This window comes from Gemmatimonadota bacterium (assembly GCA_022560615.1).
In the GTDB taxonomy this organism is placed as follows: domain Bacteria; phylum Gemmatimonadota; class Gemmatimonadetes; order Longimicrobiales; family Gaopeijiaceae; genus UBA1138.
The window spans coordinates 29,853-50,204 of sequence record JADFSR010000010.1 but is presented as its reverse complement, the minus strand read 5'-3'; the positions used below and the strand labels follow the sequence as shown (position 1 = coordinate 50,204).

General features: G+C 63.6%; 13 protein-coding genes, 18 tRNA genes and 1 pseudogene. 26 read left to right on the top strand and 6 right to left on the bottom strand.

Features of this window, described 5'->3' with window-relative positions:
- Window positions 1–121 precede the first annotated feature (121 nt).
- The 3 genes from IIB36_08205 to IIB36_08195 are packed head-to-tail and all read left to right on the top strand — an operon-like array spanning window position 122 to window position 4,775.
- The gene (locus tag IIB36_08205; GenBank protein MCH7531723.1) at window positions 122–1,939 is read left to right on the top strand and encodes an FAD-dependent oxidoreductase; all 1,818 of its coding nucleotides are present in this window, start codon (window positions 122–124) and stop codon (window positions 1,937–1,939) included.
- Window positions 1,831–3,723, top strand: coding sequence for a 2-oxoacid:acceptor oxidoreductase subunit alpha (locus IIB36_08200; GenBank protein MCH7531722.1), 1,893 nt, complete (start codon window positions 1,831–1,833; stop codon window positions 3,721–3,723). Before IIB36_08205 ends, IIB36_08200 begins: the two co-directional genes overlap by 109 nt.
- Window positions 3,720–4,775: a 2-oxoacid:ferredoxin oxidoreductase subunit beta gene (locus IIB36_08195; GenBank protein ID MCH7531721.1), complete on the top strand. Its 1,056-nt coding sequence runs from the start codon at window positions 3,720–3,722 to the stop codon at window positions 4,773–4,775. Before IIB36_08200 ends, IIB36_08195 begins: the two co-directional genes overlap by 4 nt.
- A gap of 16 nt (window positions 4,776–4,791) precedes the next feature.
- Here IIB36_08195 and IIB36_08190 read toward each other — a convergent pair whose 3' ends face one another.
- Complete coding sequence (locus tag IIB36_08190) at window positions 4,792–5,694, bottom strand: class I SAM-dependent methyltransferase (GenBank protein ID MCH7531720.1); 903 nt, start codon at window positions 5,692–5,694, stop codon at window positions 4,792–4,794.
- Window positions 5,695–5,888: 194 nt separating this feature from the next.
- Here IIB36_08190 and IIB36_08185 point away from each other — a divergent pair, with 194 nt between their 5' ends.
- On the top strand, window positions 5,889–6,221 hold the full coding sequence (locus tag IIB36_08185; GenBank protein MCH7531719.1) for a PadR family transcriptional regulator: 333 nt from the start codon (window positions 5,889–5,891) through the stop codon (window positions 6,219–6,221).
- Between the two features lie 9 nt (window positions 6,222–6,230).
- Complete coding sequence (locus tag IIB36_08180) at window positions 6,231–8,918, top strand: ABC transporter permease (protein MCH7531718.1); 2,688 nt, start codon at window positions 6,231–6,233, stop codon at window positions 8,916–8,918.
- A 4-nt stretch (window positions 8,919–8,922) separates the two neighbouring features.
- Here the strand turns inward: IIB36_08180 and IIB36_08175 are convergent, their stop codons facing one another.
- Window positions 8,923–9,723: a creatininase family protein gene (locus IIB36_08175; protein ID MCH7531717.1), complete on the bottom strand. Its 801-nt coding sequence runs from the start codon at window positions 9,721–9,723 to the stop codon at window positions 8,923–8,925.
- 173 nt (window positions 9,724–9,896) lie between these two features.
- Between IIB36_08175 and IIB36_08170 the strand changes: the two genes are divergently transcribed.
- The 4 genes from IIB36_08170 (at window position 9,897) to IIB36_08155 (ending at window position 15,894) form a co-directional block, all read left to right on the top strand.
- The gene (locus tag IIB36_08170; GenBank protein ID MCH7531716.1) at window positions 9,897–11,084 is read left to right on the top strand and encodes a CoA transferase; all 1,188 of its coding nucleotides are present in this window, start codon (window positions 9,897–9,899) and stop codon (window positions 11,082–11,084) included.
- 107 nt (window positions 11,085–11,191) lie between these two features.
- Window positions 11,192–12,316, top strand: a complete 1,125-nt coding sequence (locus IIB36_08165; GenBank protein ID MCH7531715.1) for a Na/Pi symporter — start codon at window positions 11,192–11,194, stop codon at window positions 12,314–12,316.
- A 6-nt stretch (window positions 12,317–12,322) separates the two neighbouring features.
- The gene (locus IIB36_08160) at window positions 12,323–12,994 is read left to right on the top strand and encodes a PhoU domain-containing protein (protein MCH7531714.1); all 672 of its coding nucleotides are present in this window, start codon (window positions 12,323–12,325) and stop codon (window positions 12,992–12,994) included.
- 77 nt (window positions 12,995–13,071) lie between these two features.
- Window positions 13,072–15,894, top strand: a complete 2,823-nt coding sequence (locus tag IIB36_08155) for an insulinase family protein (GenBank protein ID MCH7531713.1) — start codon at window positions 13,072–13,074, stop codon at window positions 15,892–15,894.
- A 91-nt stretch (window positions 15,895–15,985) separates the two neighbouring features.
- Here IIB36_08155 and IIB36_08150 read toward each other — a convergent pair whose 3' ends face one another.
- The 4 genes and pseudogenes from IIB36_08150 to IIB36_08135 form a co-directional block, all read right to left on the bottom strand.
- Window positions 15,986–16,411, bottom strand: a complete 426-nt coding sequence (locus IIB36_08150) for a hypothetical protein (GenBank protein ID MCH7531712.1) — start codon at window positions 16,409–16,411, stop codon at window positions 15,986–15,988.
- A 114-nt stretch (window positions 16,412–16,525) separates the two neighbouring features.
- Window positions 16,526–16,753, bottom strand: a complete 228-nt coding sequence (locus tag IIB36_08145) for a hypothetical protein (protein ID MCH7531711.1) — start codon at window positions 16,751–16,753, stop codon at window positions 16,526–16,528.
- A pseudogene (locus IIB36_08140) lies at window positions 16,727–16,846 on the bottom strand (SEC-C domain-containing protein). Before IIB36_08140 ends, IIB36_08145 begins: the two are co-directional and overlap by 27 nt.
- 458 nt (window positions 16,847–17,304) lie before the next feature.
- Window positions 17,305–17,378: transfer RNA gene (locus IIB36_08135), tRNA-Pro, on the bottom strand.
- 202 nt (window positions 17,379–17,580) lie between these two features.
- On the opposite strand from IIB36_08135, the gene IIB36_08130 reads away from it, so the two are divergent.
- The 17 genes from IIB36_08130 (at window position 17,581) to IIB36_08050 (ending at window position 20,262) form a co-directional block, all read left to right on the top strand.
- A tRNA-Met gene (locus IIB36_08130) sits at window positions 17,581–17,654 on the top strand.
- 202 nt (window positions 17,655–17,856) lie between these two features.
- Window positions 17,857–17,929: transfer RNA gene (locus IIB36_08125), tRNA-Phe, on the top strand.
- 43 nt (window positions 17,930–17,972) lie between these two features.
- Window positions 17,973–18,045, top strand: a tRNA-Trp gene (locus tag IIB36_08120).
- Between the two features lie 16 nt (window positions 18,046–18,061).
- Window positions 18,062–18,133: transfer RNA gene (locus tag IIB36_08115), tRNA-Glu, on the top strand.
- Between the two features lie 31 nt (window positions 18,134–18,164).
- Window positions 18,165–18,238: transfer RNA gene (locus IIB36_08110), tRNA-Asp, on the top strand.
- Window positions 18,239–18,305: 67 nt separating this feature from the next.
- Window positions 18,306–18,378, top strand: a tRNA-Ala gene (locus IIB36_08105).
- Between the two features lie 29 nt (window positions 18,379–18,407).
- Window positions 18,408–18,492 (top strand) — tRNA-Leu (locus IIB36_08100).
- Window positions 18,493–18,530: 38 nt separating this feature from the next.
- A tRNA-Leu gene (locus IIB36_08095) sits at window positions 18,531–18,614 on the top strand.
- Window positions 18,615–18,660: 46 nt separating this feature from the next.
- Window positions 18,661–18,734 (top strand) — tRNA-Arg (locus IIB36_08090).
- Window positions 18,735–18,761: 27 nt separating this feature from the next.
- Window positions 18,762–18,835, top strand: a tRNA-Val gene (locus tag IIB36_08085).
- 12 nt (window positions 18,836–18,847) lie between these two features.
- Window positions 18,848–18,920, top strand: a tRNA-Ala gene (locus tag IIB36_08080).
- A 10-nt stretch (window positions 18,921–18,930) separates the two neighbouring features.
- Window positions 18,931–19,003: transfer RNA gene (locus tag IIB36_08075), tRNA-Thr, on the top strand.
- A 5-nt stretch (window positions 19,004–19,008) separates the two neighbouring features.
- Window positions 19,009–19,081 (top strand) — tRNA-Gln (locus tag IIB36_08070).
- Between the two features lie 25 nt (window positions 19,082–19,106).
- Window positions 19,107–19,190: transfer RNA gene (locus tag IIB36_08065), tRNA-Ser, on the top strand.
- 205 nt (window positions 19,191–19,395) lie between these two features.
- Window positions 19,396–19,479 (top strand) — tRNA-Ser (locus tag IIB36_08060).
- Between the two features lie 177 nt (window positions 19,480–19,656).
- Window positions 19,657–19,730 (top strand) — tRNA-Pro (locus tag IIB36_08055).
- A gap of 450 nt (window positions 19,731–20,180) precedes the next feature.
- Window positions 20,181–20,262: transfer RNA gene (locus IIB36_08050), tRNA-Ser, on the top strand.
- Window positions 20,263–20,352 lie beyond the last annotated feature (90 nt).

The following is a 20,352-nucleotide window of genomic DNA, read 5'->3' as shown; positions in this document are numbered from 1 at the left end:
ACGGCCAAAGCCAGTACTTAAGGAGTGTGGAAGCTACGAACATGATGGGCCGACCCCGCCTTCGCTCGGACAGCCGGCGGAGCGTGCAGTGGCACACTTTCTTCAGGGATGATACCGGTTGATGCAACCGACCAATACTCAGGACCCTCAGTACTACCACAGGGTCGTCGACTGCCAGTGGGCATGCCCGGCGCACACCAACGTGCCGGAATACATCCGCCTCATAGCGGACGGAAAGTACACCGAATCGTACATGCTCAACCGGGAGTCGAACGTCTTCCCCGGGATTCTGGGGCGGACGTGCGACCGGCCTTGTGAGCCGGCTTGCCGACGCACGCGTGTCGAAGACGAACCGGTCGCCATCTGTCGCCTGAAGCGTGTTGCGGCCGATCTGCGCGGTGACGTCGATCACCTGCTGCCGAAGGCGCCCGAGAGTAAGAACGGCAAGCGTATCGCGCTCATAGGGTCTGGCCCCGCTTCACTCACGGTGGCCAACGATCTCGTGCCACTCGGTTACGAGTGCGTGATCTTCGAGGCGCTGCCCAAGGCCGGTGGCCTCATGCGCAGCAACATCCCGTCGTTCCGCCTACCGGTTCGAGTGCTCGAGGAAGAGATCGACATGATCCTCGATATGGGAGTTGAGATCCGCTACGACCACCGCATCGAATCGCTCAAGGAAATGCTCGGCTCGGGCGAGTTCGACTCGATCTTCATCGGTACCGGTGCTCCGAAGGGCAAGGAGCTCGACATTGAGGGGCGCCAAGAGGCCGACGCCAACGTGCACATCGGCATCGACTGGCTCGAGTCCATCCACTTCGGCCACATCGATTCGGTCGGCGAGCGCGTCCTGGTCATCGGCGTCGGGAACACCGCCATGGACTGTTGCCGGTCCTCCCTGCGGTTGGGCGGCAATGACATCAAGGTCATGGCGCGCAAGTCGCGTCAGTACTTCAAAGCGTCTCCGTGGGAGCTCGAGGACGCCGAGGACGAACAGATCGAGATTCTGGTGAACCACTCGCCGCAGAAGTTCGTGATGGAAAACGGGCGTTTGACCGGCATGATTTTCGACCTGGTCGAATGGGACGAAGACGAGAACGGTCGGCTGGTGAGCAAGAAGCTGGGTGAGAAGTTCATCGAGGCCGACGACGTGATCCTCGCGATTGGGCAGGACAACGCGTTCCCGTGGATCGAGCGTGACATCGGCATCGAGTTCGGCGATTGGGACATGCCAGTCGTGGATCGCGCCACGTTCATGACCACCCGCGAGGGTGTCTTCGTCGGTGGCGACGCCGCGTGGGGCCCCGAGAACATCATCTGGGCGGTCGAGCACGGACATCAAGCCGCGATCTCGATCCATCAGTACTGCCAAGACGAGTCGGTCACCGACCGTCTGCCGTACGGCATGAACCTCGTCTCGACGAAGATGGGTCTGCACGAATGGCGCTACTCGAACGACTACGATCCGAATCTGCGGACCGAGATGCGCTACGAGGATCTGGAGGCGCGGCTCGCCGACATATTCGTGGAAGCCGAGCTGGGTTTCGACCTCAAGGAATCGGTGCGTGAGGTCGAGCGCTGCCTCAACTGCGACATTCAGACCGATTTCACGACCAACCTCTGCATCGAGTGCGACGCGTGCATCGACGTCTGTCCGACTCACTGCCTCACGATGACCCACAACGGTGAAGAGGAAGAGGTTCGCCAGCGGCTCACGGCGGTGGCCGAGAATACGGAACAGGCGCTCTTTGCCTCCGAGGCCCTTCCCCAAACGGCGCGCATCATGTTCAAGGACGAGGACCTGTGCGTCCACTGCGGTCTGTGCGCTGAGCGATGCCCGACCGCCGCCTGGGACATGATGCAGTTCGACCTTCTCATCCCCTACGCGGGACAGGAACCTTGGCCCACGACAGCACCTACGGCGTCAACGACTTCGGCCTGAAGATCGCCACGGTCAACGGGACCGGGTCAGCCAGCGCGAACGGACTGCTGCTGCAGGCGCTGTTCCGTATGGGCGTCCCCGTATCGGGCAAGAACGTATTCCCGTCGAACATCCAGGGGCTGCCCACGTGGTATGAGATCCGCGTGAACGCGGACGGGTACACCGCGCGCAGCCCCGATTTTCAGCTCATGGTGGCGATGAACCCGGAGAGCTACGCGCGCGACATCGAGGAGGTCGCGTCCGGCGGGTGGATTCTATACGACAGCAGCCGCGAGCTGTCTGACGAGTTCAAGCGCGACGACGTCGCGTTCCTCGGCGTTCCGTTCGCCGAGCTGTGCGTCCACCGTTTCGACGGATCACGCACGCGCATCCTGATGAAGAACATCACCTACGTGGGGGCGCTCGTCGCACTGCTCGACATCGACATGGACGTTGTGAAGGGGATGCTGCAGGAGAAGTTTGCGACTAAGCAGCACCTCATGGACGCGAACTTCATCGCGATCGAGCTCGGATACGATTACGCCGAGGAACACTTCGACTGTCCGCTCCCGATTCGGCTCGAGACCATGGACGCGACGAAGGACTGCGTCATGGTCACCGGGAACGCCGCTGCCGCTCTGGGCTGTGTCTACGCAGGTGCCACCGTCGGCGCCTGGTATCCGATCACGCCCGCGACGTCCGTCATGGACGGCTTCACCGAGTACTGCAATCGATTCCGGGTCGACCCCGAGACCGGCAAGAAGAATTTCTGCATTCTGCAAGCGGAGGACGAGCTGGCGGCGGCTGGCATGGTCATCGGCGCGGGCTGGATGGGTGCGCGGGCGTTCACGCCGACCTCCGGACCCGGCATTTCGCTCATGACCGAGTTCATTGGGCTTGCGTACTACGCCGAGGTCCCGAGCGTCTTCTTCGATATCCAGCGTACGGGCCCTTCGACCGGCATGCCGACGCGCACGCAACAGGGCGACCTGATGCTCTGTGTCTACGCATCCCACGGGGACACCAAGCACATTGTGCTCTTCCCGGCGGATCCAAAGGAATGCTTCGAGTTCGCGGTCGCCGCTTTCGATCTCGCAGAGCGCTTCCAGACTCCGACCTTCGTCGTGTCGGATCTGGACATCGGAATGAACGACTGGATGATCCCAAAGCTCGAATGGGACGACGATTTCGTGCCGGATCGCGGCAAAGTGCTCTCCGCGGAGGATCTCGAGCAGGCGGGGCAGTTCTACCGGTACCTGGATGTCGACGGTGACCACATCGCGGCGCGCACGCTTCCGGGGGTGCATCCGAAGGGCGCGTACTTCACGCGCGGGTCGGGCCACGACAAGTACGGACGCTATACGGAAGACTCGGACGCGTACCGCGAAGTCATGGACCGCTTGCTGAAGAAGGTCGAATCGGCGGCTGATGCAGTGCCGGAGCCGGAGGTGCACGCGATGGAGGGTGGCTCACGGCTTGGGCTCCTTTCGATCGGCGGCTGCCACTGGGCGGTGCTCGAGGCGCGGGACCAACTCATACGGGACGGCGTGCTGATCGACTATCTGCGCGTTCGCGGCTTTCCGTTCAACCACACGGTCGAGCAGTTCCTGGACGAGCATGACCTCGTCATCGTCGTCGAACAGAACCGGGACCAGCAGTTGAGGAAGCTGCTGCTGCTGGAGACGAACTGCGTGAAGCAGAAGCTGGTGTCGGTCACCGACTATGGGGGGCAGCCGCTGAGCAAGGGAATCGTGCTCGAGGGTGTCGCCCCCTACCTGGAGGCGCTCGCCGTGGAGGTCCCATGAGCTATATCACCAAGCCTTCGGCCAGGCACCCAAGGCTGCCGAGGAACGCGCTCGGGCTCACGGTTCGCGACTATGAAGGCACCATGTCGACGCTGTGCGCCGGGTGCGGTCACGATTCGGTCACCGCCGCGCTCGTTCAGACCTTCTTCGAGTTGGACGTCGAGCCGTATCGGGTCGCGAAGCTGTCCGGGATCGGCTGCTCTTCGAAGACGCCGGCCTATTTCGTGAGCGAGGCACACGGCTTCAACAGCGTGCATGGTCGCATGCCTGCGATCGCCGCCGGGGCGAATGCGGCGAACCGAGATCTGCTCTTCGTCGGCATCTCCGGAGACGGCGATTCGCTCTCCATCGGCCTCGGCCAGTTCTGCCACGCGATCCGTCGCAACGTGAACATGCTGTACGTCTTGGAGAACAACGGTGTGTACGGCCTCACCAAGGGCCAGTTTTCGGCCTCTGCGGACATCGGCACGACCTCGAAGCGCGGTGAGGTGAACAAGCAAGGACCGATCGATCCGGTGAACCTGGCGCTCTCGCTGGGTGCGACCTTCGTGGCGCGCTCGTTCTCGGGAGACAAGGCCCAACTCGTGCCTATTCTCAAGGCCGGGCTGGCGCACAATGGCTTCGCCCTCGTCGATGTCATTTCGCCATGCGTGACCTTCGCCGACCACAAGGGCTCCACGAAGAGCTACGCGCATACGCGCGACAACATGCACGAGGTCATCGCGACCGACTTCGTTCCGCTGCGAACCGAGATCAAGACCGACTACGCCGACGGGTCCGTGCGGGCAATCACCATGCACGACGGTAGCGTGGTGAAGCTGCGGAAGGTCGACGAGGAGTACGACCCCAGCGACCGGGGTGGCGTGCTCGACTATCTGGGCGCGACCAGGTCGCGAGGTGAAATCGCCACGGGCCTTCTGTTCTTGGAGGAGGCGGGCGCCGACATGCACGGCTTCCACGGCACCGTGGATCGGCCGCTGGTCGACGTCCCATACGAAACCCTGTGTCCCGGTGGCGCTGCGCTCGAGGAGTTGCAGAGGGAGTGGCGCTAGGCAGCGCGTAGACCAGCTAGCCCATCGGCGAGGCCAGCGCGAAGCCGTAGATCGCGATCTTGCCCTTCTCTTCGCCGCTCAGGATCTCGTAGTCGAGTAGGTCGAGGTCGTGCTCGCTCAACCGGGCGGCGATCGTGTCCTTCGCTGGGGGCTCCATGTCGAAGCCGAACATGATGTTTTCGCCGTAGAACCAACGAATGCTTGCGGTGGCTACCATGCCCAACAGACGCAGCGGCGGCTCGGCCTTCACCAGCTGCCGGGCGAAGTAGTCGAACGCGAGCGTGCTGCCCGAGGGGAACGACGACACGGTACGCAGCGTGTCGGTGATGGCCTCTTCTTCCAGGTACATCGTGACCTCCACGAAGGTGACGTGGGAGGAGTCGATGCCCGCCTTCTGGAGGGCCGCGAGCTTCGCTTGCTGAGTCGGTCGGGCGTCGACTTCGAACACAGGGTGACCCCACTCACGCAAGATGCCGTACGCTCTGGTACCCCAGCCCGCTCCGAGAATGACGACCTGCTCGGCGGTGTCCAGCGAAGCCCGCCGCGTGCGGTCGAAGAACTCGGTGCGGATGCCCATCGCGGACGCGAGGCCTGCGGGGCGCGGGCCGGGGTACCGGAAGGTTTCCGGGAAGTAGCCGCTCAGGCGTCCCGCGAGCATGGTCGGTCCCATCAACAACGACCAGATCGGGGGCGGTAGCGCGGGTAAGGTCACCGACAGTTTTTTCGCTGCGACGTCCTCACGTTCGCCGGCGTCGTGCATCATCATTCGGCCCATGAAAGGCTCATAGGCAGTGCCCGAGATGCCTTTGCGACGGTTGAGCAGCAGCAAGGCGCCCATGTAGGCGATGAGCCCAAGCATCGATATCGGCGCCAGCGCCAGGGAGACGAGCCCGAACAGCAGGATTCTCAACGGCGTCACGATCGACCTCCCATGCGTGGTGGTCCGGCGGCGCCGCACGATTACACCCGTCCGGTCCCCGGACGCAAGTACGCCCTACCCCTTGACCAGCTAGGTGTCGTCCCCTATACCTAAGTGGGCGATGCATGAGCCACGCAGGGGTAGGTCGAACCTGGCTTCTGCAATGATTCTGGTTTGCACTCCAGGGGCACCACATGAGCGGCAGTAACCTGTTCACCGGAACGCTGGACCTTCTCATCCTCCGGACGGTAGAGGCCGCGCCCCTGCATGGGTACGCGATCGGGAAGGCTCTGCGCGATGGCTCGGAAGGTGTGCTCGCGGTCGAAGAGGGCGCGCTGTACCCCGCGCTGCACCGGCTCGAGGGCCGCAACCTGCTCGACGCGCAGTGGGGGAAGACCGCCACCGGCCGCAGGGCAAAGTTCTACCGGGTCACGCCCGCGGGTGCCGAACATTTGGCCGCTGAGGCTGCCCGTTGGGCCCGATACTCGGGGGCGGTGGCCGCGATCTTGGGTGGCGGTTCGCGGTAGGGTGCAAGGATGAGCCGCACCCCCTTCCTTCGGTCTCTTCGCCCGGGCCAAGTCCGAGCCGACGAGACCGAGGACATCAAGCAGGAGATCGAGTTGTACCTGGATCTCCGTACCGACGAGCTCGTACACGGGGGCATGGACCCAAAAGAGGCGAGGCGACTCGCCGAGCGACGCTTCGGGGACATGACGAGAATCGAAGCCGAGATGCGCCGCGAGGCGGGTAGGCAACGAGCTCACAGGGGGAGGACGATGACGATGGGTGGATTGAGACAGGACCTCGCATTCGCATTGCGGACCTTCCGCAGGAGCCCGGGCTTCACGCTCGTCGCGGTGCTCACGCTTGGGCTCGCGCTGGGCGGGAACACGGCGATCTACTCGGTGGTGGACGCGGCGTTGCTTCAGGCGATGCCGTTCGAGGATCACGAGGAGCTGGTCTACCTGAATGGGTACCATCTCGTTGACGGTGAAATCTCGATCCGTGGCGCGTCGTTCCCTGAGTTCAGGGACTGGAACGAACGCTCCGAGCTCGTATCCCCGATGGCGGCCGTCGGCAACTTCTCGGCCGCGGTGACGGGCGGAAGTGAGGCCGAGCGGGTCGCGGCAGAGGCCGTCACAGCGGAGTACTTCGAGGTTCTACGCGCCCAGCCGAGTCGGGGACGAACGTTCCTGACTGAGGAGCATGTCGAGCCGGACGCGTTTCCGGTCGTGGTCATCTCCCATGCGTTCTGGCAGCGTCGGTTCGGACTCGAACCCCAGGCGGTGGGTACAGATCTCCTGCTGAATGATCGGCCGCTCACGATTGTCGGGGTCATGCCGGAGGGTTTCGGCGGCACTGCGTTGAACACGGATGTGTGGATTCCCGAAGCGATGATCTCGTTGGTTTCCGGCGTGGGCATACTCGACGCGCGCGGCTCGCGATTCCTGAGCGTCATCGGTCGCCTGGCCGACGGTGCGGATATCTCCACCGCGCAAGCCGAGCTGGACGTCATCGCCGCTGACTTGCAGAACATGTTTCCTGAGCAGCATGAAGAACGGTACTCCCAGATCCAGCCGTTTCGTGAAGCGTACCTCGGCGTCACCGCGCGACTACTGTGGGTGCTGATGGGTGCTGGGATTGTACTGCTGCTCATCGCTGCCGCGAACGTCGCCAATCTGCTGCTGGTACGCTCGCACGGGCGGACTCGAGAAATCGCGTTGCGCCGGGCGCTCGGCGCGGAGGGACGCCGGATCGCGTTCCAGCTGCTCACGGAGAGCGTCGTGCTCGCGGGCGTCGGCGGGGCCTTTGGACTCGTTTTGGCATGGGTGGGGCTCCGCTTCTTGGCGCCCATGATCCCGCAGGGCGTGCTGCCCGGGTACGTCGAGCCTCAGCTCAGCGTGGGTGCCTTCACTTTCTCGATAGTAGTGTTGGCATTTGTAGGCGTCGTCACGGGGCTCGTCCCCGCGGTAGCCAGCGCTCGACCCGGCATCGCGACCACGCTACGTGAGGGTGCCCGGTCCGCTGTGGGCGGCAACCTGCGGCGCCTGCGGGCCCAGCACGTGTTCGTCGTTGCCCAAGTGGCGCTCGCGTTGATCCTGATGGTTGGGGCAGGACTGCTCACGCGCAGTTTCCGCGCCGAGTTGGCCGTCGATACCGGGTCCGAGATCGAGCAGGTGGCTGCGATGCGGATGCAACTCCCGCGGAGCCGATACGACTCGCAGGAGTCGATCATCAATTTCGTGGCCGAACTGGAGCGCCGGGTTGCGGAAGTCCCTGGAGTTCAAGCGGCTTCCATCTCGAGTGATCTCCCTTTCCGAGGCGGGTCGTCGGGAGCGTATATCTTCCGACAAGACGCGCCTGAGGACCGCATCAGGTTCCACATGCACTCCGTGACGCCGGGCTACTTCGAGACGCTCGGGGTCACGTTGCTCGAGGGGCGTTTTCTCGACGCCACCGACGTCGGTGACGGCATCGGCGCGGCGGTCATCACGGCCGCGATGGTTCGCAGGGTCTTCCCCGACGAGAATCCGATCGGGCAGACGATGTACCTCCGGTCCGGCGCGCGGACTCCGCTGGAGATCGTGGGAGTGATCGAGGATCTCCGATATCGGGACCTCAGGACATCGCTGATGGCCGAGGGGAACAGCCCAGACGTGTTCTTCTCGTATTGGCAGCTCCCTACGCGAACCATCGAGGTCTCGGTGACCGCCTCGAGCCCTTCTGCGATCGGTGTGTCGCTCCGCCAGGTAGTCGCCGATCTGGATCCGGACCTACCCGTTTTCCAGGTTCAGCCGCTCATGACCTCATACGAGGCACAGACCGCGACGCCGCGGTTTGCCGCCTTTCTGATGGGGATCTTCAGCACGCTCGCCGTCGTGCTAGCGTGCGTCGGGATTTACGGCGTGCTCGCTTTCGCGGTAGGGCAGCGCTCGCGTGAGATCGCGATCCGTCGGGCGATCGGCGCGACGGCACCGAGTATTGCGCGCTCGGTCATCGGGGATGGCCTCAAATTGACCGTCATCGGGCTCTTCATGGGCGGCATCGCCGCCGCCGCCGGCGCTCGTGTCCTCGAGAGTTTCCTGTTCAGCGTCGACACTACGGATCCGGTGACCTTCGTTTCGGTTGGCGGAGGCATGCTGCTGGTCGCGATGGTGGCGGCCGTGGTGCCGGCGGTGCGTGCGATGCGGCGTGATCCTGCTGAAGCGCTGAACACAGATTAGCGCTCTAGCGGCGGTTGGCGATCAACTCCCGGGTCTGAGACACGGCGGCCGCGACCTTCAGCTCGAGACCCTTGCGGCCGTATTCGACCGATGCGCGAGACGCGTCGCCCCGCACACCGCTGCCCTCGAAGCCGCCACCGGGTGCGAGTAGGTCCACACGGATGTGCTCAGGGTGGAGCGCCCAGAGTTGGGACGTGTCGCGGATACCGGCGTGCGACCCGATCGCTTCATCGGTCTCCCCCTGGCTGTTGAGCCACTCGTTGACGCCGTTGTTGGCGTAGTAGTCCCCGACGAAGTGCACCCGCCCGGGGCCATCGGACCACTCCTGGTTGAGCATCGCGGCCACCTCCTCCATCCCTCGTTGATTCCCGCCGCTGTCGCCGATCATGACGATGTCGGTGAAGCCTCCTGCTTCGAGGCTACGTGCCGCGTACTCGAGCAGCTTCATGTAGTGTTCGTTGGGGAGCGTGATCGTGCCCGCGCGCTGGCGGTTGCCGCGGATCCGCTCGACGGTTCCCTCCGGGACGTAGGTCACCGTCGGCGCGACCAAGGCGTTCCCGAGCTGGCCGGCGATGCGCTCCGCCGCTGCGGTGACGATGAACTTGTGCTTGCCGAGAACCATGTGGGGCCCGTTCTGCTCGGTCCCCGCGGTCGGGATGATGATCGTGGTCGTGCCGGCGTCGATCGCGTCGGCGACCTCCATCCAAGTGAGCTCGTCGAGGAAGACGGAGGGCAGTTCTTGGGCCATCGACGGCTCGGTGCCGAGCACTACGGTCAGTGCCAGAACCGATGCGAGCTTTTGCATGATGCTTCTCCTTGGACGGGCTCCCGAGAAGGGTGTATCGGGAAGGGGGGTGTGCCCCAACTCCCGTGTGACGTGACATGAACATATGAGCCTGTGGGTTGCGGGGGAGCGTCCTGTTGATTCACACCGACTTCTGACAGATTGGCGGGATCGTTCATCCAGGGGAGGATCTCTTGAAGTCCAGGCCGCACGTTTTGCAAGGGATCCGCGTCGTCGATGTGACTCAGAACATCGCCGGTCCCCACAGCACCCAGACTCTGGCCGACCTCGGCGCCGACGTCATCAAGATCGAACCGCCCGGAGGTGACCCGACCCGTAGCTGGGGCCCTCCGTTCTGGGAGGGCGAGGCGCCGCTTTTTCTTGCATACAACCGGAACAAACGCAGCGTCGTCTTGGACCTCAAGACCGACATCGGCAAAGAGGTGCTTTGGCGACTCCTCGACTCGGCGGACGTGTTCGTGCAGGCGTACCGTGGAGGTGTCATCGAGAAGCTCGGCTTCGCTTACGAACAAGTGCGGGAGCGACGACCGGCCATCATCTATGCGTCGGTGACCGGGTATGGTTCAAGAGGGCCCCTCGCGGAGCGTCCGGGCTATGATCCGCTAATCCAGGCCTACTCAGGGGTGATGTCGCTGACGGGTCATCCCGACGGACCACCGGCCCGCGTGGGTGGCTCGGTCGTGGATGTCGGTACAGGCATCCTGACGGCTCTCGGCGTTCTGGCTGCCTTGCGACATCGGGACCGGACTGGAGAGGGTACACACGTAGAGGCCTCGCTCTTGGCGACGTCCTTGGGTTGGGTCTCGTACCACCTACAGGGCTATCTGGCCAGCGGGGTCGTCCCGGGCCGGATGGGCACCGGTCTCGCTTCGATCGCGCCCTATGAGGCGTTTCGAACGGCAGATGGAGAGCTGATGATCTCGGCAGGCAACGACGGGATCTTCGCGAGGCTGTGCCAGGCCCTGGACCTACGGAACTTGCTCGAGGACGCCCGCTTCCAAGACAACCCATCGCGGGTCGCGAACCGGGACGTGCTGCACCAGCTGATCGAGCCGAGTACAGAACGTTTGACTACAGCTGAATTACGATCACTCCTGGACGAGCACCGCGTGCCCTCGGCTCCGATTCGCGACGTCTCGGAAGTCGTCGATGACGAACAGGTACGCGCCAACGAACTTCTGGAGCCCGTCGATCATCCCAGGATTCCCGGGTACCGGGATGTCGCGTTCCCTCTGCAGTTCAACGGTGTGCGTCCGGCGACCAGGCGCGTCCCACCCATGGCCGGGGAGCACACGACGGAGGTGTTGGCGGAGCTGGGCTACTCCGACGACGAAATCGTCCGCGTCACGGGCGGAGACTGACCCTGAACGCATGCGGCCCATCCATGTCGTAGCGGGCCTTTCCGATCTGTTCGACTTCAGTATCTTGACGGCGATCGCCGGTGATGACCCGCAAAGGACACCTCCTGGTGACCGACTCAAAGCCGCTGATGGCCAAACACGAGTCCAGGCCGCTCGCGACGGTTCTGCGCGTCTTGTCCTTCCTGGCGATGCTGTACTTGTTCTTCTCCAGCATCGAGTTGATGAGCGCCGCGTTCAAGATGAGCGGTGCGGATCTGGCGGGGCAGTTGCTCACCATGGCGTCCGATCCCGTTGCGGGCCTCTTGATCGGGTTTCTCGCTACGAGCCTGATCCAGAGCTCATCTGCGACCACCACGATCGTCGTGGGACTCGTCGCTTCGGACGCTCTGACCATTCAGCTGGCCGTGCCGATCATCATGGGCGCGAACATCGGCACGACCACGACGAACACGATCGTCGCGATCGGGCACGTGACCCGTCCAGCGGAGTTCGAGCGGGCGTTCGCGGCGTCGACCGTGCACGATTTCTTCAACCTGCTCGCGGCGTTCACGATCCTGCCGATCGAGATTCTATTCCATCCGGTCGAGCAAAGCGCGGTCTTCTTGCAAGGCGTGTTCGCGGGTGCCGGTGGCATGGGCCTCGCGAGCCCGCTCAAGATGCTCACACGCCCGCTCTCCGACCTTGTCACGGGTTGGGTCCCGAGCACGATTGCGCTGATCCTGATCGCGCTTGCGCTGCTGTTCGGGGCTCTGCGCGGCATGATGAAGATCATGCAGGGGGGGGTGCTGAAGCGTATGGAGGGCTTGTTCGATCGCGTGCTCTTCCGCAACGATGCGGCGAGTTTCTCCCTGGGCCTGGTGGCGACTGCCGCGGTGCAGAGTAGCTCCGCGACGACGTCGCTCATCGTGCCGTTGGCGGGTACCGGAGTGATCAGCCTCCGTCAGGTGTTTCCGTATACGCTCGGTGCCAATGTGGGTACCACGGTCACGGCGATCCTAGCCTCGTTCGCCACAGGCAGCCCAGCGGCGGTCACGGTCGCGCTGGCACACCTATCCTTCAATCTGTTCGCCATAGCCATCTTCTATCCACTCAAGGCGATCCCGCTGTGGCTAGCGACGAGTTGGGGGAGGCTGGCGGCGCGATCGAAGGCGAGCACCGCCGGTGTTTTCAGCGTCTATATCGCACTTCACGTAATTCCGCTCATGTACATTATCTGGTCGGCGAAGAGGTAACGAGCCATGTGGAAGGACATTATCAGGCTCTTCAGGTCGGAGGGCGCGCTGCAAGAGGCCTACGACGAATCGATCCTCATGCTCAAGGCGTCACATGGCATGTTCGACGACTCCGTCGCCGCTTTGCATGCTGAGGGCACGCTGGAGACGGACATCTACGGTCGGGATCGTCGGATCAACAAGCACGAGCGCAGCGTTCGTCGGAAGATCGTGACGCACATGTCGGTTTCGACGAAACCGGACATCAACCTCGGCCTGGTGCTCACCGCGATCGTCATCGACATCGAGCGTATCGGCGACTATACGAAGAACATCGTGGAGCTGGCTGCGGCGGTTGAGGGGCCCTTCGATGGATTGGAGCTGCACGACGAGGTGCTTTCGATCGAGGGCAGGCTCGGCAAGATGTTCGACGACATCGTGCCGGCCCTCGACGAATCCGACGAAGACCGAGCCCGCGCGATCATCGCGTCGCACGGCGTGATCGCCGAGAAGGTCGACAAGCACATCCACTCGCTGACGGCGGGCGAAGCTCTGGCCGGGCGCTCGGGACATGCGGCGACCGTGGCGCTGTACATGCGCTTCCTGAAGCGCGTGAGCGCCCATATCAAGAACGTTGCGACGAGTGTGGTGAACCCCTACTACCGCATCGGCTTCCGGGAGAAGGAGCCCGACAGCTAGGGTGGATGCCGCTGCCATTGGCGGCGGGGGAGCGTGAGAACATGAAGACCGTGGAGGGATCGATGCGAATCGCGGACGTGCGGGGCGGGTGGAGCCTCGCGGCGGTGTTGGCGGTGCTGACGTTTGCGTGCGCGCCGGCAGAGGACGGAGCCGAGGGCGGCGTGTCGATCCCGTTCGAGAAGTACGAGCTCGCCAATGGGTTGGACGTGATCTTGCACGTGGACAGGTCCGACCCGATCGCAGCGGTCGCCATGACGTTCCATGTCGGATCGAGCCGCGAGGTCGAGGGGAAGACCGGTTTCGCTCACCTCTTCGAGCATCTCTTCTTTCTCGATTCGGAGAATCTCGGCCCGGGCGGACTCGATCGTCTCATGACTCGCATAGGTAGCTCGACGAACGGCTCGACCAGTCGCGACCGCACGAACTACTTCGAGGTCGTACCGACCGACGGGTTGGAGAAGGCGCTCTGGGCCGAGGCCGATAAGCTCGGCTTCTTCATCAACACGGTCACCGAGTCAGTCGTCGACAAAGAGAAGCAGGTCGTCAAGAACGAGAAGCGACAGAGCGTCGACAACCGGCCGTATGGGCACACCAGCTACGTCATCGACCAAGCGATGTATCCGGACGGCCACCCCTATCAGTGGCAGGTCATCGGTTCACTGGCTGACCTCGAAGGCGCTGAGCTCAGCGACATCGTCGATTTCCACAGCGCTTGGTATGGCCCCAACAACGCCACGCTCGTCGTCGCGGGCGATCTCGACGTGGAGCAGACCAAGGCGTGGATCGAGCGGTACTTCGGAGAGATCCCGTCGCGTGAGATGCCTACGGTCCCAGAGCCCGAGCCGGTGCAGCTCGGTGAGTCCGTCCGCCTCTTCCACGAGGACAACTACGCGCGACTGCCCATGCTCACCCTGGCGGGTCCGACAGTGCCGATATACCACCCCGACCGGTATGCGCTCGACGTTCTCTTCGAGCTGCTCACGGACGGCAAGTCGGCGCCGTTCTATGAGGTGCTCGTCGAGGAGGAGGAGCTCGCGCCGGCGGTCTTCGCCGGGAACCAGTCGTCTGAGTTGGCCGGTAACTTCTCTTTTCGGATCCGTGCCTACGCGGGAACGGACCTCGACGATGTGCTAACCGGGGTCGACAAGGCGTTCGAACGATTCGAGTCGGAGGGTGTGCCACCCGACGAGCTGGAGCGTGTGAAGGCGGGGTACGAGACAGGGTTCTACGGCGGCCTCTCATCGGTGCTCGGCAAGGCGTTCCAACTCGCACAGTACAACATCTTCGCGAACGACCCCGGATACGTGGGCGAAGACCTGGAGCGGTTGCTGGCTGTCACCGCCGAGGACGTGATGCGAGTGTACGAGAGGTACGTCAAGGATCAGCCGCACATCGCGGTCAGCTTCGTGCCGCGCGGGAGCGCCGAACTCGCACTTGAAGGATCACAGCGCGCCGAGGTGGTGGAGGAGCCGATCGTGCAGGGCGCCGAAGCGGAGCTCGATGCGGTTGCCCGCGGGGGCGCCAAGACCGCGTCGGTGATCGAGCGCGGCGTCGAGCCGCCCTACGGCCAGCCGCCCACGCTCTCGGCGCCCACCGTGTGGCGGACAGAGCTCTCCAATGGTGTGCCCGTGCTCGGCGTGGTGGACGACGAGGTCCCGCTGGTCCAGTTCCAGCTGCGAATCAAGGGCGGGCAGTTGCTCGACGATCCGCACAAGGTCGGAGTCGCGAACTTGCTCGCCGAGACGATGACCGAGGGTACGGCGACCAAGACGAGCGCGGAGCTCGAGAAGGCGATCGACATGCTCGGCGCAACGATCAACGTTTCGTCCGGGACGCAGTCGTTCGTAGTGTCCGGCTCGACCCTCTCTCGGAACTATCGTGCGACCATGGCGCTCGTAGAGGAGATTCTGCTAGAGCCACGTTTTGATGCCGACGAGTTCAGCCTCGCGCAGCAGAGGGTCGCGAACTCGTTGCGTCAGCGTGCCGCTAGCCCGGTGGCCCTAGCGGGTGACGTATTCACCGGCCTCCTATACGGCGATCATGTGCTCGGACAGGTTCGCCAGGGCACCGTCGAGTCGATCGAAGACATCACGCTCGACGACCTGCGCGCGTATCACGCGGCGAACGTGGCGCCGGCACACGCGTCGTTCCACGTGGCGGGCGATGTCAGCGAGGACGAGGTAGTCGCGTCCCTCTCGGGCATCGCTGAGCGGTGGCGAGGCGACGAGCCCACGCTGCCCGCTCCACCGACGTGGGACCCGACCAAGGCCGGTCTCTACTTCGTCGACGTGCCGAATGCCAGCCAGTCGGTTGTCCGCATCGGATACCTTGCGCTTGCCGAGTCGGCTGCGGAGTTCTACCCGGCGACGGTCATGAACTTCCGGCTCGGCGGGGGCGGCTTCGCGTCGGATCTGACTCAGGTACTGCGTGAGCAACGCGGCTACACCTACGGAATCGGATCGAGCTTCAGCGGCACGGATGCGCCCGGGCCGTTCCAGATCTCCTCCTCGGTGCGCTCCAACGTCACATTCGAGGCTCTCGACGCCGTGAAGGATATCGTGGAGGCGCACGGAGCCACGTTCGATGACGAGGATCTGGAGGCGACCAAGAGTTTTCTGCTGCGGGCGAACGCGCGGGCCTTTGAGACCCGAGGGGCGAAGCTGGGCCTGCTCGCCGACATGAGCGCCTACGGCTTCCCTGCCGACTACGTGCTGCAGCGTGAGCAAATCGTCCGCGACATGACGATCGAGCGCATTCGAGAACTCGCTGACCGATACCTGGACCCGGCGGGCATGATCTGGCTCGTCGTGGGTGATGCGCGGACCCAGTTGCACGGGTTGAGAGCGCTGGGGCTGGGTGAACCGACGGTCCTGGATCGAGACGGCCGACCGATCGGCTGATGGGCGTAGGCGGCCCGGTAGGAGTCGAAGTCAGCGCACCGATGGGCGAGGCTCTCCTTCATGTGACGACGACTCTACAGAGGAGGACTCGCTAGCCCCCCGACTCGTAGCCGCGGACCGTATGGTAGATGGCCCGGTCGAAGAAGCGCACCACGAGCAGTTCGAGATCCAGCTGCTGGCGGAGCTCCAGCATGGAATCGGCACCCTGGGAGTCCACGAACTGCCAGAGGTTGCGACGCGTCAGGAGGAGCGCCATCACAACTTGAGAGAGCGGCACTCCCTCCTCGCGTCTGATCTCGCCCAGGCGAAAGTACTCCGCCTCGACCGTGTCCTGGGATGTCACCCCGAGCCAGCGGCCTAGGTTCGCGTAGACGCTCCGAGCGCGTGAGTCGAGTTCGCTGGCATCGAAGCGGCGATACTCCCGCGTCCGTGGGTCCTTCTGCAGCTTTTGGACGACCCTCGCGGTCAGTTCGTCCGCGTGGTCCTCGATCAGGGCCACCAGTTTGCCTACCAGCATGACTCCCCCTTCTCCCGTGGACCGACGCCAGGCAACGTTCGTTTGGAGACTCAGCCATCATACGCGGTCGGGACCCACGCTGCGACCTCAGGCAGGGGAAAAGTCGATCCGGCGCTAGACGGCGCCCCGCCGCGGGATGTTCTTCGGCTTGCCGTCCGAGGCGCGCCCTTTGGACCCGGACCGTCTCTTTTTGCGCTTCGTCGACCGCGTGCTCTTGTCCGCGCCCTTCATGTCGGCCTCGCTCTCGCCGCCCTCGACGTCTCTAGCGGCTTTTGCCTTTGCCATGGCTTCCTCTTCGAGGGCTTTGAGCGTTGCGGTGCGCGTGCGCTCGTCCTCGGCCAAGTGACACTTCTTGTACTTCTTGCCGGACCCACAAGCACAGCGGTCGTTTCGCCCTGTGGTCTTCAAACGCACTTCGTAATCGCTGTCACTCATTGGATCTTCTCGATGGTTCGATCTCGATTGCGCGACTGGCAATTTTTCATCGGCACCCAACCTCCGCCGACCGGAGTGGATCTCGTCTATCGAATCCCGCCGCGGTAGAAGGTACCGGCGACCAGTCCGACACTCCAGCCAGCGCAAGAGCCAAGGAGATTGGGGCCCCCATACCAAGGAGACTCCCCCAGAGCATGCAAGCTCTGGAGGAGTAGACCCTGAGACCTATCGGGACGGCCGGATGGAGCTGCGGTCGACTTCGTCGATCCTCGCTCGTCTCGCGGAATCACGGCGAGCTCTCCGAGTACCGGCGTGTCCGCTCGACTCGAACCTACGGTTCTGTCGGGCGACATTCGTCGCCCGACGCGTACTCGCTTCGCAAGTTCGCAGAATCCGGCCGACCCGATGAACGGCCATGAACAAGAACGGCTCTACAACCTGAGCTGTAGAGCCGCTCATCGGGACGGCCGGATTCGAACCGGCGACCCCTGCAACCCCATTGCAGTGCGCTACCGGGCTGCGCCACGTCCCGAAGGGGCAAAAGGTATACGTGGGCCGGGGCACCCTCAACTCCAGGCGGAGAGAAGCGTCGTGAGAACCGCGAATCTCGTGTTGGGACAGTGGCCTCATGCGCCGATGTTGTCCTGTGAAAGGACGTATCCGATGAGTGCTATGGCGACCCGTCAAACGGGTTGACCGCCGGTTGGCCGGTCGTATAACTTCCTCGTCTCTGTTGCGGGGTGGAGCAGTCTGGTAGCTCGTCGGGCTCATAACCCGAAGGTCGCAGGTTCGAATCCTGCCCCCGCTATTGGCTCGCGAAGCGCCGCCGCTGGGCGGCGTTTCCCACGTTGGTACGACCCTGGGAGATGAGCGTTGCAGACGTCGAGTTTCTGGACGGTCACTGATACGTGGAGCCCGCGAAGGCGGGCGGGAACGGGGAGCCGGTAGCATCGGCTTCTCCGACGGCTTCCCGCCCTCGCCCTCTAAGGGCCGGGCGGGTTTTTTGTCTGGGCCAGGTAGCTCAGTTGGTAGAGCACATGACTGAAAATCATGGTGTCGGCAGTTCGATTCTGCCCCTGGCCATTTTCGCTCGTGGGCAAGACTGACTTGAGCGAGATTGATTAGAAGGTCCGTAGCTCAATTGGTAGAGCACCGGTCTCCAAAACCGGCGGTTGGGGGTTCGATTCCCTCCGGGCCTGTGCGCATGCCGCGGGGGCCCCGATCGTCTAACGGTCAGGACACCACTCTTTCAAGGTGGAGACCGGGGTTCGATTCCCCGTCGGGGCGTATGTAGGACGCAGGACCAGTAGGACACATGGGGGCTGTAGCTCAGTTGGTTAGAGTGCCGGTCTGTCACACCGGAGGTCGCGAGTTCGAGTCTCGTCAGCCCCGCTCGAGTTGATTGACATACGAAGTCGGCAGGTGGCGTCAGGGTGTCGGCTTCCAGGTCGTGTGTGCGGGGGCCGTAGCTCAGTTGGGAGAGCGCTTGAATGGCATTCAAGAGGTCAGGGGTTCGATTCCCCTCGGCTCCATATTGGTCGGGTCAGTAGGCCCGTGCTGAGCTCGGGTGGCGGAATTGGTAGACGCGCAGGGTTCAGGACCCTGTGGGGGTTAACCCCGTGAGGGTTCGAGTCCCTCCTCGAGCATCGTTGGTCCGCCCAGCGGGCTGGACGGTCTAGGTGTCGCCCACGTGCTGGAATTGGTAGACAGGCTGGTTTGAGGGACCAGTGTCGGAAACGGCGTACAGGTTCGAGTCCTGTCGTGGGCACTCTTCGCCGCCCCTGGGCGAAGGATGCAGGTAGGTGTTGCTGTAAGCGCCCGTAGCTCAGCTGGATAGAGTGCCTGGCTACGGACCAGGAGGTCGGGGGTTCGAATCCCTCCGGGCGCGTCACGGGCTCTGGGGTTCAAGGGGATTGGGCGCGTAGCTCAGTTGGTTAGAGCGCTACGTTGACATCGTAGAGGTCACAGGTTCGAATCCTGTCGCGCCCATGGAGAACAAGGGGGGCCGTAGCTCAGTTGGGAGAGCGCAGCGTTCGCAACGCTGAGGTCAGGGGTTCGATTCCCCTCGGCTCCATTACGAGATCGCCACCATAGCTCAGTTGGTAGAGCACGTCACTCGTAATGACGGGGTCGTCGGTTCAAATCCGACTGGTGGCTCTCGGTGCCCCGTGGTGTAATTGGCAACACGCCGGATTCTGGTTCCGGAGAGTCTAGGTTCGATCCCTAGCGGGGCAATTTCGGGAGACGGCGGTCTCCGCTTGGAGGGATGGCCGAGTGGCTTATGGCGGCGCCCTGCTAAGGCGTTGGTGGCAACACCGCGTGGGTTCGAATCCCACTCCCTCCGCTGAAGGAACGAAGCAGTGTGGTCATGGGGTTCGAACCCACGTGATCTTCGCAGAAGATCACAGAGTGGGTTCGAGTCGAGCGACGGGTGGGCGCGGAATGGGTCCTGAGGGTTGTTTCGCGAGACGACCGAGCGCAAGCGAGGTTCATCCCACTCTCTCCACGAGAGAGATGGTTTTGTGCCCTTCCGCGGCACGAAGGGCCGTGGACGGGTGGCCGAGTGGCTTAAGGCGCACGATTGGAAATCGTGTGGGCTCACGCCCGCGTGGGTTCGAATCCCACCCCGTCCGTTGTTGGTTCTTCTTCTAGAGTGGGTTTTAGTGTGGGATCCGAACCCACGGAACGCGAATGCGAAGCATTCGCATTCCAAGGGTGGGTAGGCCGAGCCAACTGCGCTCGGCCAAGTCGGGCGCGTGGCGCCCTCGTTTCGCATCCCCGTTTTTGTCGTGCTTGACCCGAGTAGGATCCGGGGCGTGGCTCAGTCCGGTAGAGCGCTGCGTTCGGGTCGCAGAGGTCCCCGGTTCGAATCCGGGCGCCCCGATTTGTTGATGCCGCCGAAGGCGGCGCTGTTTGATATGGCGCCTGGGTTCGAACAGACGGTTCGAGCCGAGGCGCAGAGGCGGTGATCCGCGAATGCGGCCTGCGGGGTATTGTGCCGAGACGACCGAGCGAAGTGAGGTCCATCCGGGCGCCCCGATTTGTTGATGCCGCCGAAGGCGGCGCTGTTTGATATGGCGCCTGGGTTCGAACAGACGGTTCGAGCCGAGGCGCGAGGGCGGTGATCCGCGAACGCGGCCTGCAGGCGTTTCGCCGAGACGACCGAGCGTGGCGAGGTCCATCCGGGCGCCCCGATTTGTTGACTGCCGAAAGGCCGTGTACGACGGGCCTCACTGGCATGCGGATGTAAATCCGAGGATCCGCCGAGGTACACCGATGAGGCTCTTCAGAGCGTGGCCCCGGCGGCTGTCCGCTACGTCCGCGTCCTGTTCCTGGAGCGCTGGCAGAATGGTATTGCACTCGCCTCGAAAGCGAGCGCCCGAAAGGGCTTGGGGGTTCGAATCCCTCGCGCTCCGTCTTCGCCCTCCAGGTCCGGTGGCCTGGGGGGGGGCTTTTAGTATGTAAGCCACGCATACCGGCTCTCCACATCACCTACATCCTAGAGT

What these genes read in the sequence shown, in the direction of transcription:
- IIB36_08205 (MCH7531723.1), top strand. Translation starts at nt 122, where the DNA reads ATGCAACCGACCAATACTCAGGACCCTCAGTACTACCACAGGGTCGTC.
- IIB36_08200 (MCH7531722.1), top strand. Translation starts at nt 1,831, where the DNA reads ATGCCCGACCGCCGCCTGGGACATGATGCAGTTCGACCTTCTCATCCC.
- IIB36_08195 (MCH7531721.1), top strand. Translation starts at nt 3,720, where the DNA reads ATGAGCTATATCACCAAGCCTTCGGCCAGGCACCCAAGGCTGCCGAGG.
- IIB36_08185 (MCH7531719.1), top strand. Translation starts at nt 5,889, where the DNA reads ATGAGCGGCAGTAACCTGTTCACCGGAACGCTGGACCTTCTCATCCTC.
- IIB36_08180 (MCH7531718.1), top strand. Translation starts at nt 6,231, where the DNA reads ATGAGCCGCACCCCCTTCCTTCGGTCTCTTCGCCCGGGCCAAGTCCGA.
- IIB36_08175 (MCH7531717.1), bottom strand. Translation starts at nt 9,723, where the DNA reads ATGCAAAAGCTCGCATCGGTTCTGGCACTGACCGTAGTGCTCGGCACC.
- IIB36_08160 (MCH7531714.1), top strand. Translation starts at nt 12,323, where the DNA reads ATGTGGAAGGACATTATCAGGCTCTTCAGGTCGGAGGGCGCGCTGCAA.
- IIB36_08150 (MCH7531712.1), bottom strand. Translation starts at nt 16,411, where the DNA reads ATGCTGGTAGGCAAACTGGTGGCCCTGATCGAGGACCACGCGGACGAA.